We start from the raw sequence: 11,473 nt of genomic DNA, 5'->3' as shown, positions 1-11,473 counted from the left end.
GATTTTCGGCGGACGCGGCAGGCGCGGGGTGTTAGAAGGCGGGTATGCTTTTCGAACGCCCCGACGATGATACGCTCTATGATGCCTTGATCGCGCGTAGCGCCGATTATGAGGGCCAGGCCTATGTCTGCGTCAAGACGACAGGCATCTTCTGCCGCCTGACCTGCCCGGCGCGCAAGCCGAAGCGCGAGAACACCCTGTTCTTCGAGACGATCGCCGCCTGCATGCATTCCGGTTTCCGCCCCTGCCAGCGCTGCCGGCCGCTGGAGCAGCCGGGCAGGGAGGCGATCGTCGACGCATTGCTCGCCGCGCTCGGCAGCGAGCTGGAGGTTCGCTGGACCGAGGATGAACTCATGCGCCGCGGTTATGATCCCTCGACCGTGCGCCGCGCCTTCAAGCGAGCGCTCGGCATGACCTTCCATGACATCGTCCGCTATGTCAGGCTCGGCGAAGCGGCCCGGCAGCTGGCGGACGGCGCGCGTGTCATCGATGCGCAGATCGATGCCGGATATGAATCCCCGAGCGGCTTCCGCACGGCATTCCAGCGGCTCGTCGGCAAGGCGCCGGCGCTTGCGCAGAACCGCGAACTGCTCTTTGCCGACTGGTTCGACACGCCGCTCGGGCCGATGATCGCGGTTGCCGACAAGACCCATCTGCATCTGCTCGAATTTCACGATCGCAAGGCGCTACTGAGCGAACTCGAAGCGCTGCAGAAGCGCGTCCGCTCCTCGGTCGCGATCGGCCGCACCGCGGCGATCGACCAGATCGAGGCGGAGATCCGCGATTATTTCGAGGGGCGGCTCACGGTTTTCAAAACGCCATTGGCGCTCGGCGGCACGCCGTTCGAAAAACATGTCTGGGCAAAGCTGATGGACATTCCTGCGGGCCAGACGCGCGCCTATGGCGATCTTGCACGGGAGATGGAAAGGCCGGAAGTGGTACGCGCCGTCGGCCGCGCCAACGGCGCCAACCAGCTTGCCATCATCGTGCCCTGTCACCGTGTCCTCGGCGCCGATGGTTCTTTGACCGGTTACGGCGGCGGGCTCTGGCGCAAGCAATGGCTGCTGCGGCATGAAGAGAAGATCAGCATGCAAACAAGGATGGAGGAAACAGCATGAACCAGACTGAGATGGCCAAGGCATTCGCCGCGCTTCACCAGAAGGGCAACCCGATCGTCCTCTACAATATCTGGGATGCCGGCACGGCAAAGGCCGTTGCCGATGCCGGCGCCAAGGCGCTTGCGACGGGAAGTTGGTCGGTCGCCGCCGCCCATGGATTTGCCGATGGCGAGAAGCTGCCGATGTCGGTGCTGGTGGACACGGCGAAATCCATCACCGATGCTGTCGACCTGCCGCTCTCAGTCGATTTCGAAGGCGCCTATTCGGCCGAGCCCGAGGGAGCGGCCGCCAATGTCGCCAGGCTGGTGGAGGTCGGCGCCATCGGCATCAATTTCGAAGATCGGGTGGTCGCCGGCGAGGGGCTCTATTCCGTCGAGAGCCAGGCGGACCGCATCCGCGCCATTCGCGCCATGGCCGACGGCAAGGATATCCCCTTCTTCATCAACGCCCGCACCGATCTTTTTCTGGCCGAGAGCGATCTTTCCAAACATGCCGGCCTGGTGGACGAGGCGATCGAGCGGGGCAGGGCCTATGCGGCCGCCGGCGGCAACGGCTTCTTCGTGCCCGGCCTGATCGATCCCGCCTTGATCGAAAAGATCTGCGCGGCATCGACGCTGCCGGTCAATATCATGATGCGGGCAGGCGCCCCCGATGTGAAGACCCTGGCAAAGCTCGGCGTCGGCCGCATCAGTTATGGCCCGGGGCCTTACCGGTCGATGATGGAAAAGCTGAAACAGGAAGCGGCGGCGATCTACAGCCTCTGATCAGATTAGAGCGCCGCGCGACTTTCAAACCGCGCGGCGCGGCAACATTTTCAATTGCCGCCGCCTATTCAGGAACGGAAGCGCAGATTGCGCCGCGTCAGCTGGTCGACCGAAGTGCAGCCCATCAGCTTCATGTCGCGTTCGATCTCGGTGCGCATCGTCTCCAGCGCCCGCTCGACGCCGGGCTGTCCGGCGGCTGCAAGCGGGAAGAGATAGTAGCGGCCGAGGCCGACCGCCTTCGCCCCCAGCGACAGCGCCTTGAGAACATGCGTGCCCCGCTGCACGCCGCCATCCATCATTACGTCGATCCGGTCGCCGACGGCATCGACGATTTCGGCCAGCTGATCGAAAGCGCTACGCGAGCCGTCGAGCTGGCGGCCGCCGTGGTTGGACAGTACGATGCCGGTGCAGCCGATCTCGACCGCGCGCTTGGCGTCTTCGACCGACATGATGCCCTTCAGGCAGAATTGTCCGCCCCAGGCTTGCACCATGTCAGCCACGTCGCTCCACGACATCGAGGGGTCGAGCATTTCGGTGAAGTACCGGCTGATCGACAGCGCGCCGCCATCCATCTTCACGTGGTTTTCCAGCTGCGGCAGCCGGAAAGCCTCATGCGTCATCCAGTCGATCGCCCAGGACGGCTTGATCGCAAACTGCATCATGCCGGCGAGATTGAGCTTGAAGGGAATGGCAAATCCCGTCCGCTTGTCGCGCTCGCGGTTGCCGCCGGTGATGCTGTCGACCGTCAGCATCATCGCTTGCACGCCGGCATTCTTCGCTCGCGCCATCATCTCGTGGTTGAGACCGCGGTCCTTGTGGAAATAGAACTGATAGACCTGCGGCCCGGCGCTGATCTGGCGGGCTTCCTCCAGACTGATCGTGCCGAGCGAGGAAACGCCGAACATCGTGCCGTGTTTTCCCGCCGCCGCCGCGACCGCCCGCTCTCCCTGGTGGTGAAAAAGCCGCTGCAGCGCCGTCGGCGAGCAATAGACCGGCATTGCCAGCTTCTGCCCCATGACCGTCACCGACATGTCGACCTCGGCCACGCCCCTAAGAACGTCGGGCACCAGATCGCAAGCCTCGAAGGCCGCGCTATTGCGCCGATAGGTCACCTCGTCATCGGCCGCACCATCGATATAGTCGAAGATCGGCCCGGGAAGCCGCCGTTTGGCCATGCGCCGGAAATCGTGGAAATTATAGCAGTCTCTAAGGCGCATCTTTTTGCTCGACCCGTTTTGATTTCGGGCGGCAACCTAAAGCACGATTCCAAATCTTGCCAAGGCTTCATTGGGCGATTTCCGGCCCCCAAGAGGAGATATCGCATTCACGGACGCGATTCCGCCTAGCCGGCCGCGTGATGTGGGGGCCGACTGCCACCAGAAGCTTCAGAGGTGTTGACGCGCCGCAATCCTCGCCTTGGCACGATCATGTGCGGGAGCTTGATCGCCGAAGCCAGACCCAGCGTCGCCAGCAGCCGGATGAAATGCCAACCGAGGTCCAGTTGCCCCGGCTCGATGCCGAGCCGCGCCGATTCCGGAAAAGCATGATGGTTGCCATGGAAGCTCTCGCCGAACGTCACCAGCCCGAAACCCGGCAGATTATAACCCTGCACCGCTACATTATCGACACTCCAGCCCTGATGACCGGCCCGATGCGCGAAATGACCGACCAGCCAGTGTCCGGTCAGTGACACCGATATCCGTACGGCGATACCCCAGACTACCCATGGCAGGCCGCCGAGGATGAAGAGCAGGAGTCCCAAGGGAAGCTGCTGCGCCATCCATGTCGCCTCGAGGAAACGATAGAAGCGGTCGCGCCGCTCACGCGCATCGAGGACGAAGCGTGGCGGATGGTCGAGCTCCACGACGCAATGCATCTGCCAGAAGGCGTCGATGAGGAAAGACCGCCGATGGGCATAGAGGTCATGGCAGTTCTGCTGCCGTTGCGCCCAGTCGCGAATGTCGTGGGCGTAGATCATGCCGAAGGGACCGGCCATGCCGACCAGCGTACCGAGATAGACGAGGAAACGCTCGATCCAGAGAGGCGTACCGAAGGAGCGGTGGATCAGAAGCCGGTGCATGCCGACCGAATGACCGAGGCAGATGGTGATGGCGGTCGAGAGGATAAAGACGGCAAAGGCGCTCCAGGTGAAGGTCAGTGGCCCGCCAATAATGGCAATCAGGGTCATGGCGGTGATCCAGATCGACTTTACGGGCATCCAGACCACTTTGCCCTTCACTGAATCGCTGCGGTTATCGATCATCCGCTCGGTGGAAATACTGCTCATGACAAGCTCCTTCCGATTGGGCGCTTTCTCCACTTGAACATCGCCCGCCAATTCATTAATTAAGCAATTATCTAATTACTTTGCATGAATGAAATTAATTAAGCAATACATTAATTGCTTAATTAATCGCCGATCGACGCGGTGATGCCGCAAGCATGGAGACTGGACTTGGAAGATGAGACTTTCGATGACACTGCAGAAGGCAGCTCTGTCAGCGCCGCCCAGCGCGTATTCCACGCGCTTTCCAGTGCACCACGGCGGAAGATCCTCGCCTATCTCTCGGCATCGGGCCTGACCGCTGGCGAGATCGCCGACCGCTTCAGCATGTCCAAGCCCGCTGTTTCGCAGCATCTGTCCATCCTCGAAACTGCCGGGCTGATCAGACGCGAGAAACAGGGCCAGTTCGTTCACTATTCTCTGATCGAGAACAATCTCGTCAACACGCTGAACGGCTTTGTACAGGAGGTCTGCCCGGTCGGCCGGCCGATCAAGAAGGAAAGCCAGGCGCGCGCCCGCGTGAAGGAGGCGCCTTGAACTTCCAGACGGATCCTCTGCCGGCGTTGTCGCCGGATGGTGGATCGCGAGAAAAGGGGAAGCATTTGGAGAGGGCGCCTGCGCCCGATGGAAAAGCCCAGGACGCGGCGATTTAGAGCCTGCGTCGATTGCGAGTCCGCCCATCCGCTAGGGCGAGGAAGATGCGCCCCTCGTTCCGGTGAAGGGCGCAGCCCTTAATCAGGGAACGATCAGCGTTCCGATGCCGTGCTCGGTGAAGATCTCGAGCAGGACGGAATGGGCGGTCTTGCCGTTTAGGATCACGACGCCTTGGACGCCGGCCTTGATCGCGTCGATGCAGGTCTCGACCTTCGGGATCATGCCGCCGGAGATCGTGCCGTCGGCGATCAGCGCATGCGCTTCGGCGACGGAAAGCTCCTTGATCAGCTGGCCGTTCTTGTCGAGCACCCCTGCCACATCGGTCAGGAACAGCAGGCGGGTGGCGTTCAGCGCGCCGGCAATGGCGCCGGCGAAGGTGTCGGCATTGATATTATAGGTGGCGCCGTCGCGGCCGGGTGCGACCGGCGCGATCACCGGGATCATCTCGGAACGGGCGAGCAGATCGAGCAACGTCCGGTCGACCTCGACCACTTCGCCGACGAAGCCGAGATCGAGCACGCGCTCGATATTGGAATCGGGATCCTTGACGGTCTTGCGCGCCTTTTCGGCGAAGACCATGTTGCCGTCCTTGCCGCAAAGGCCGATCGCCCATTCGCCGGTCTGGTTGATCAGCGCGACGATCTCCTTGTTGATCGACCCGGCCAGCACCATCTCGACGATCTCGACCGTCTTCTGGTCGGTGACGCGCAGCCCGCCCTCGAATTTCGATTCGATGCCCATCTTGTTCAGCATGGCGCCGATCTGCGGGCCGCCGCCGTGAACGACGATCGGGTTGACGCCCGATTGCTTCAACAGCGCGATGTCGCTGGCAAAGGCCTTGCCGAGCTCGGGGTTGCCCATGGCGTGGCCGCCATATTTCACGACGATCGTCTTGTTCTCGTAACGCTGCATGAAGGGCAGCGCCTTGGCCAGAAGCCGTGCCTGCAGTTCGCTTTCGGACTCGTTCATGGGGACCCCGCAGAATTGTTCGCGGCCTTTTATCGCAAGTTTCCGACAGAGGGAATAATCCAGAGGGCAATAGTTTTTCGTATGTGGCACGGAACCGGCGAACTTCAGCCTCCTCGGGCAGGGCAGCATGACATGACGAACAGCAGGCAAGGCGATGAGATCAAGGACCTGATCGGCCGCGTCGCGCTCGGCGACCGCACGGCCTTCACGGCCCTCTACAACCAGACCGGACCGAAACTTTTTGCGATCTGCCTGCGTATCTTGAGGGATCGCACCGAGGCCGAGGAAACCCTGCAGGAAGTCTATATCAGCATCTGGCAAAGGGCTGGAAGTTTCCAGGCAGCCACGGGTTCGTCCTCGGCCTGGCTCTCGGCAATTGCCCGCAACCGGTCGATCGATGCACTGCGAGCGCGCAAGCCTGTCGCCGACGAAATCGACAGCGCCTACGATCTTGCCGATGCAGCGCCCGACCCGGAAATGCAGACGGTCACAAAGGATGAAGGAAGGCGGATTGACACCTGCATGGAAGAGTTGGAAGCTGATCGTGCGGTCGCGGTGAAACGGGCTTATGTCGAAGGGCTGAGCTATCAGGAACTGGCCGATCAGTTTGGTGTCCCGCTGAACACGATGCGGACCTGGCTCAGGCGCAGCCTCTTGAAACTGAGAGAGTGCATGGAACGATGACATCGCCCGACAAAAGCAAGGGAGACCGCTCCCGCGACGAGGTTCTCGCCGGCGAATATGTGCTTGGCGTCCTGTCGCTGCAGGATCGCCGGGTGGTGGAAGAGCGCATGCGCCACGATCGGCCGTTTGCGGCGATCGTCAGCCGCTGGGAAACCAACCTTTCCGCCTTCAATGACGATTATGAGACCGCCGCCCCAAGCCGGGAAACCTTCAAGCAGATCGAGGCGCGGCTTTTCGGCGATGCCGGAAAATCCCCATCCTTTTCGCAAGGGCTGTGGAATTCGGCGGGTTTCTGGCGCTCGCTGAGCTTTGCCTGCATCGTCGTCGCCGTCAGCGCCGTGATCTTCGCCTCCGGCGTGGTGCCGCAGCCGCAGGGGCCGACACCGCTGGTCGCCTCGCTTTCCGGCCAGAACAACGCCATCAATCTTGTCGCCTCCTACGAACTGCAAAGCGGCCGGCTGAAGATCGTGCCGGTCGCCGCCGGCAAGCCGGAGGAGAAGTCGCTGGAACTTTGGCTGGTGCCGGGCAGCGGCGCGCCGAAATCGCTCGGCGTCTTCCAGCCGGGTGAAAGTGGTGAACTCGTCATTCCCGCCGATCTGCGTAAGAATCTCTCCGATGGCGCAACGCTTGCCGTCAGCCTCGAGCCCTTCGGTGGTTCGCCGACCGGCCAGGCGACCGGTCCGGTGATCGCCAGCGGCCCGTTACGTCGGCCATAGTCGGGCGCCGGCCATAAGGGGCGCCGGCATGATCGGGCGCCGGCCGTAAAATCATTTTCTCCTGTCTGAAACTCTTTGGCGCAGGCCTCCGTAGTTCGAAATGTCCGGACGACGCTCAGGCATAAGGCCCGCGGAGGCTGTCCGGCCAGAGGAGAAAATCATGATCAAGTCCGTATTGCGCGGCTTCGCGCTCGCCACTGCCCTGTCCGCCGTCGCCTTTGCTGCCGCCAAGAACCCGATCGTCGGCGGTGCGGCGATGTTCGACAGCAAGAACATCATCGAAAATGCCGTCAATTCCAAGGATCACACGACGCTGGTCGCCGCCGTCAAGGCAGCCGGCCTGGTCGGCACACTCGAGAGCAAGGGCCCCTTCACCGTGTTTGCGCCGACCAACGAAGCTTTCGCCGCCCTGCCGAAGGGCACCGTCGACACGCTGCTGAAACCGGAAAACAAGGCGACGCTCACCAAGGTTCTGACCTGCCATGTCGTGGCCGCCGATGCGATGGCCAAGACCGTTGCCAAGATGATCAAGGATGACGGCGGCGAGCACGACATCAAGACCGTCGGCGGCTGCGTGCTGAAAGCCAGGGAAAGCAAGGGCAAGATCACCCTGACCGACGAAAACGGCGGCGTCTCCCACGTGACGATCGCCGACGTCAAGCAATCGAACGGCGTCATCCACGTCGTCGACAAGGTGCTGCTGCCGAAGATGTAAATCTATCCGTATCGGCAATGCATGGGGCGCTCTAAGGGGCGCCCCTTCTATTTCCAGTGGGCGATGCCGACGGTTTCAGCGATTGCCTGGCGCAATTCATCCATCCCGTCGCCCTTTTCAGACGAAGTGGACAGCACGCCGGGATAGGCGGCCGGGCGCTTGCGGATCTTTTCCGCGGTCTCCGCAAGCAGCTTCGGCACGGCGGGCGCCTTGATCTTGTCGGTCTTGGTCAACACGATCTGATAAGAGACGGCCGCCTTGTCGAGCAGATCAAGCACGTCATCGTCGTTCTTCTTGATGCCGTGACGGCTGTCGATCAGCACATAGACGCGCTTCAGCGTCGCGCGGCCGCGCAGATAATCGAAGACGAGCTTAGTCCAATTGTCCACAAGCTCCTTCGGGGCCTGCGCATAACCATAGCCCGGCATGTCGACGATCGCCATCGGCGGCAGGTCTTGGCCTTCGCCGGAATAGCCGTCCGGAACGAAGTAATTGAGTTCTTGCGTGCGCCCCGGCGTGTTCGACGTGCGCGCCAGACCCTTCTGGCCGACCAGCGCATTGATCAGCGACGACTTGCCGACATTAGAACGTCCGGCGAAGGCCACCTCAAGCGGCCCTTCCGGCGGCAGGAAGTTGAGCGACGGGACGCCGCGGATGAAGATCCATGGGTGGCCGAAGAGTGGCTTTTCGGTTTCAGGCATGCGGGGCTCAGCGATCTCCGAGGTCGGTCTTTGTCGGACTTCGTGGTTTTGTGGGCGGATGTCAAGCTTCGAGGCGGTTTACGGAGCCAGCCAAAAAGAAAAGCCCCGCCGGAGCGGGGCTATTATAAGCATCATTTCGATGGCGCCGTCTTTCGTCGGAACAGGCCCTTCAGATTGTCGAACAGCTCGACCTTGACGCCGTGGCGCTTCATGATCACCGACTGCTGGATCACCGAGAGCGTGTTGTTCCAGGCCCAGTAGATGACCAGGCCGGCCGGGAAGCTTGCCAGCATGAACATGAACACCAGCGGCATCCAGGTGAAGATCATCGCCTGGGTCGGATCGGGCGGCGTCGGGTTCATGCGCATCTGCAGGAACATGGTGATGCCCATGATCAGCGGCCAGACGCCGAGATGCAGCAGCGTCGGCGCTTCGAACGGCAGCAGGCCGAACAGATTGACGATCGACGTCGGATCGGGGGCCGAAAGGTCCTTGATCCAGCCGAAGAACGGCGCATGTCGCATTTCGATGGTGATGTAGATCACCTTGTAGAGCGAGAAGAAGATCGGGATCTGCAGTGCCACCGGCCAACAGCCGGCGATCGGATTGATCTTCTCTTCCTTGTAGAGCTGCATCGTTGCCTGCTGCAGCCCCATGCGGTCGTCGGCGAATTTCGCCTTCAGTTCCTCCATCTTCGGCTGCATGCGCTTCATGTTCGCCATCGAAGCGTACTGCTTGCTGGCGAGCGGGAAGAACAGCGCCTTGACGACGATGGTGGTGCACAGGATCGCCACGCCGAAATTGCCGAAGTAGCGGAAGAAGAAGTCCATCAGCTTGAACATCGGCTTGGTGATGAAATAAAACCAGCCCCAGTCGATCAGCCGGTCGAACTTCGGGATCGAATAGCTGGTCTCATAGCCGTCGATGACGGGCACTTCCTTGGCGCCGGCGAAGACGAGGTTCTTGAGCTCGATCGATTGGCCGGGCGCCACGGTGAAGGCGTCGTCCTTGTAGTCGGCCTGATAGCGCGGCTGGCCGTCGGCAAAATGCGAGAAGCGTGCTTCATAGGCTGACGTCTGCGGGGGAATGATCGTCGCGGCCCAGTATTTGTCGGTAATGCCAAGCCAGCCGCCGGTGGATTTCGGCGGCATGACGGCTTCCTTCTCGGCGGCGGTATATTTGGTTTCGACGAGACCGTCATCGCCGATGACGCCGATGAAACCTTCATGCAGCACGTAGACGGAGGGCGTCGTCGGCTTGTTGTAACGCGTCACACGGCCGTAGGAAGACAGTGATACGGGAGCCTGGCCGGTGTTTTCGATCTTGTCGGCGACGGTGAACATGTAGCGTTCGTCGACGGAAATCGTCCGGGTGAAGGTCAGGCCCTTGTCGTTGGTGTAGGAAAGCGTCACCGGCGTCTTGTCGGTGAGCTTGGCGCCCTCGGGCGCCGTCCAGAGCGTCGAGGCGCCGGGCACGTTGCCCGTCGCGTCGCTGCCGATATAGCCGAGTTCGGTGAAATAACCGTCCTTGGTTTCCGCCGGGCTGAACAGGGTGATGGTTGGGCTCGAATCGTCGACGGTCTCGTGATAGCCCTTGAGCTTCAGATCGTCGAGCCGGGCGCCGGCGAGGTTGATCGAGCCGGAAAGCGCAGGCGTATCGATGACGACGCGCGGGTTCTTTGCGAGCGCCTGATCGAGCGTCGCCGTGGCGACGGCCTGACCGGAAGGGGCGGTGCCGGTCGCCGGGGCGGGCGCTGTGCCGTCGGCTGCAGGCTGCTGCACCTGTTCGGTCTTCTGCTGCGCCTTCTGGGCTTCCTGCGCCTTGCGCTGAGCCTCGATGCGCGGATTCATATAGAGAAACTGCCAGCCGAGGACGATCAGCACCGAGAGAGCGATCGCAATGAAGTAATTGCGGTTTTTTTCCATCATACGTTCCTGGGGCGTCCGTCTCCGGAGCGCCGGGGTTTCGGCCTGGTTTCCACGCGAAATTTCAGCTCCGCGGCCAATTCTTTGAAGGACGCCTCAAGCACGTCCCTGCGCGCGACAACCACATAGTCGTGTCCGGGCTGCATTGCAAACCCCGCATGAAGCCGCACCGCCTCTTTGAGGCGGCGGCGCATGCGGTTGCGTTCGACCGCGTTGCCATGTTTTTTGGTGACTGTGAAACCGACGCGGGCTTGGCTGTCGGGTTCCTTCCGGTCAAGGACTTCGAGAAGGAAGAGGCCGCCGCGGCGTTTTTCGCCTTCGCGCACGGCAAGAAACTGCGGGCGGCTTTTCAGCCGCCCGACAGTGTGTTTCTGGTCTTTGGTCGTCAATTCGCCCGCCATCTCTTCTCGGGCAACCCGGCCTTAAGCCGAAAGACGCTTGCGGCCCTGCGCGCGGCGGCCGGCGATGACCTTGCGGCCACCCTTGGTGGACATGCGCGCACGGAAGCCGTGGCGACGCTTGCGAACAAGCTTGGATGGTTGGTAGGTACGCTTCATTTATTTAAACACCGCGGAGTGCGGCCCTTCTTGAATTTGCATAATGCAAGGAGCGTTGTTTTTCGAACGGGCGGGCCATGAAAGGCTGAGTGACCGGACGTGCGGCGGCTTATAAGGACGATGCCGGTGAAAGTCAATTATACCGGATAATTTCACTTTGCTTCGCCGGCTCGGTAAGTATTTTCGCATTCTGGTGTTAATAAATTCAGTCTGCGCTGACTGGTTGTGTTTTGGCGGTCGCTGCAGCTCGATGGCCCGGTTTTCAGGGGTTTCCGCGCCCCTGCCGACCTGGACGCCGATCATTTTAGCCAGCCATAATCGTAAATATTGGCAATCTAACTTTAATAAATTTCGCCGATATTCCCACCATCGGCTGGGAGTTTGCT

At 61.3% G+C, this 11,473-nt stretch carries 13 protein-coding genes; 6 read left to right on the top strand and 7 right to left on the bottom strand.

The window, feature by feature from the left end; all coding sequences use genetic code 11:
* Positions 1–44: 44 nt before the first annotated feature.
* Together FFM81_RS18945 and FFM81_RS18940 are read left to right on the top strand one after the other, a co-directional pair.
* A complete protein-coding gene (locus FFM81_RS18945) occupies positions 45–1,118 on the top strand; it encodes a bifunctional transcriptional activator/DNA repair enzyme AdaA (protein ID WP_138385417.1) in 1,074 nt (357 codons plus the stop codon).
* Positions 1,115–1,882, top strand: a complete 768-nt coding sequence (locus FFM81_RS18940) for an isocitrate lyase/PEP mutase family protein (RefSeq protein ID WP_003570753.1) — start codon at positions 1,115–1,117, stop codon at positions 1,880–1,882. Before FFM81_RS18945 ends, FFM81_RS18940 begins: the two co-directional genes overlap by 4 nt.
* Before the next feature lie 68 nt (positions 1,883–1,950).
* Here the strand turns inward: FFM81_RS18940 and FFM81_RS18935 are convergent, their stop codons facing one another.
* Positions 1,951–3,099 carry an alpha-hydroxy acid oxidase gene (locus tag FFM81_RS18935; protein WP_097533646.1) on the bottom strand — a complete coding sequence of 383 codons (1,149 nt, stop codon included), beginning with the start codon at positions 3,097–3,099 and terminating at the stop codon, positions 1,951–1,953.
* 125 nt (positions 3,100–3,224) lie between these two features.
* Entirely contained in the window at positions 3,225–4,169 is a 945-nt protein-coding gene (locus FFM81_RS18930) for an acyl-CoA desaturase (RefSeq protein ID WP_097533645.1), read from the bottom strand.
* Between the two features lie 168 nt (positions 4,170–4,337).
* Here FFM81_RS18930 and FFM81_RS18925 point away from each other — a divergent pair, with 168 nt between their 5' ends.
* The gene (locus tag FFM81_RS18925) at positions 4,338–4,703 is read left to right on the top strand and encodes a metalloregulator ArsR/SmtB family transcription factor (protein WP_128398339.1); all 366 of its coding nucleotides are present in this window, start codon (positions 4,338–4,340) and stop codon (positions 4,701–4,703) included.
* Between the two features lie 198 nt (positions 4,704–4,901).
* On the opposite strand, the gene argB is transcribed toward FFM81_RS18925, so the two are convergent.
* On the bottom strand, positions 4,902–5,789 hold the full coding sequence (gene argB, locus FFM81_RS18920; RefSeq protein ID WP_003570750.1) for an acetylglutamate kinase: 888 nt from the start codon (positions 5,787–5,789) through the stop codon (positions 4,902–4,904).
* A gap of 132 nt (positions 5,790–5,921) precedes the next feature.
* On the opposite strand from argB, the gene FFM81_RS18915 reads away from it, so the two are divergent.
* The 3 genes from FFM81_RS18915 to FFM81_RS18905 all read left to right on the top strand — a co-directional run bounded on the left by FFM81_RS18915 (position 5,922) and on the right by FFM81_RS18905 (position 7,904).
* Positions 5,922–6,473 (top strand): sigma-70 family RNA polymerase sigma factor, encoded by a 552-nt coding sequence (locus tag FFM81_RS18915; RefSeq protein ID WP_003570748.1) that lies wholly within the window; start codon positions 5,922–5,924, stop codon positions 6,471–6,473.
* Positions 6,470–7,189, top strand: a complete 720-nt coding sequence (locus tag FFM81_RS18910; protein ID WP_025415223.1) for an anti-sigma factor — start codon at positions 6,470–6,472, stop codon at positions 7,187–7,189. Before FFM81_RS18915 ends, FFM81_RS18910 begins: the two co-directional genes overlap by 4 nt.
* A 160-nt stretch (positions 7,190–7,349) precedes the next feature.
* Positions 7,350–7,904: a fasciclin domain-containing protein gene (locus tag FFM81_RS18905; protein WP_025415224.1), complete on the top strand. Its 555-nt coding sequence runs from the start codon at positions 7,350–7,352 to the stop codon at positions 7,902–7,904.
* A 47-nt stretch (positions 7,905–7,951) separates the two neighbouring features.
* Here FFM81_RS18905 and yihA read toward each other — a convergent pair whose 3' ends face one another.
* The 4 genes from yihA to rpmH form a co-directional block, all read right to left on the bottom strand.
* Positions 7,952–8,605 (bottom strand): ribosome biogenesis GTP-binding protein YihA/YsxC, encoded by a 654-nt coding sequence (gene yihA, locus FFM81_RS18900; RefSeq protein ID WP_003570745.1) that lies wholly within the window; start codon positions 8,603–8,605, stop codon positions 7,952–7,954.
* A 131-nt stretch (positions 8,606–8,736) separates the two neighbouring features.
* Positions 8,737–10,530 (bottom strand): membrane protein insertase YidC, encoded by a 1,794-nt coding sequence (gene yidC, locus FFM81_RS18895; protein WP_128398366.1) that lies wholly within the window; start codon positions 10,528–10,530, stop codon positions 8,737–8,739.
* On the bottom strand, positions 10,530–10,931 hold the full coding sequence (rnpA, locus tag FFM81_RS18890; protein WP_003570741.1) for a ribonuclease P protein component: 402 nt from the start codon (positions 10,929–10,931) through the stop codon (positions 10,530–10,532). The genes yidC and rnpA overlap by 1 nt, the downstream gene beginning before the upstream one ends.
* A gap of 21 nt (positions 10,932–10,952) precedes the next feature.
* A complete protein-coding gene (gene rpmH / locus FFM81_RS18885) occupies positions 10,953–11,087 on the bottom strand; it encodes a 50S ribosomal protein L34 (RefSeq protein ID WP_003570740.1) in 135 nt (44 codons plus the stop codon).
* Positions 11,088–11,473: the final 386 nt, after the last annotated feature.

Origin of the sequence: Rhizobium hidalgonense, assembly GCF_005862185.2 — a bacterium.
GTDB lineage: Bacteria > Pseudomonadota > Alphaproteobacteria > Rhizobiales > Rhizobiaceae > Rhizobium > Rhizobium hidalgonense.
This window is presented reverse-complemented; position numbering and strand designations above follow the sequence as displayed.

Excerpts from the sequence above, each read along its gene's own strand:
- FFM81_RS18945 (WP_138385417.1), top strand. The coding sequence starts at position 45 with ATGCTTTTCGAACGCCCCGACGATGATACGCTCTATGATGCCTTGATC.
- FFM81_RS18940 (WP_003570753.1), top strand. The coding sequence starts at position 1,115 with ATGAACCAGACTGAGATGGCCAAGGCATTCGCCGCGCTTCACCAGAAG.
- FFM81_RS18935 (WP_097533646.1), bottom strand. The coding sequence starts at position 3,099 with ATGCGCCTTAGAGACTGCTATAATTTCCACGATTTCCGGCGCATGGCC.
- FFM81_RS18930 (WP_097533645.1), bottom strand. The coding sequence starts at position 4,169 with ATGAGCAGTATTTCCACCGAGCGGATGATCGATAACCGCAGCGATTCA.
- argB (WP_003570750.1), bottom strand. The coding sequence starts at position 5,789 with ATGAACGAGTCCGAAAGCGAACTGCAGGCACGGCTTCTGGCCAAGGCG.
- FFM81_RS18915 (WP_003570748.1), top strand. The coding sequence starts at position 5,922 with ATGACGAACAGCAGGCAAGGCGATGAGATCAAGGACCTGATCGGCCGC.
- FFM81_RS18910 (WP_025415223.1), top strand. The coding sequence starts at position 6,470 with ATGACATCGCCCGACAAAAGCAAGGGAGACCGCTCCCGCGACGAGGTT.
- FFM81_RS18905 (WP_025415224.1), top strand. The coding sequence starts at position 7,350 with ATGATCAAGTCCGTATTGCGCGGCTTCGCGCTCGCCACTGCCCTGTCC.
- yihA (WP_003570745.1), bottom strand. The coding sequence starts at position 8,605 with ATGCCTGAAACCGAAAAGCCACTCTTCGGCCACCCATGGATCTTCATC.
- yidC (WP_128398366.1), bottom strand. The coding sequence starts at position 10,530 with ATGGAAAAAAACCGCAATTACTTCATTGCGATCGCTCTCTCGGTGCTG.
- rnpA (WP_003570741.1), bottom strand. The coding sequence starts at position 10,931 with ATGGCGGGCGAATTGACGACCAAAGACCAGAAACACACTGTCGGGCGG.
- rpmH (WP_003570740.1), bottom strand. The coding sequence starts at position 11,087 with ATGAAGCGTACCTACCAACCATCCAAGCTTGTTCGCAAGCGTCGCCAC.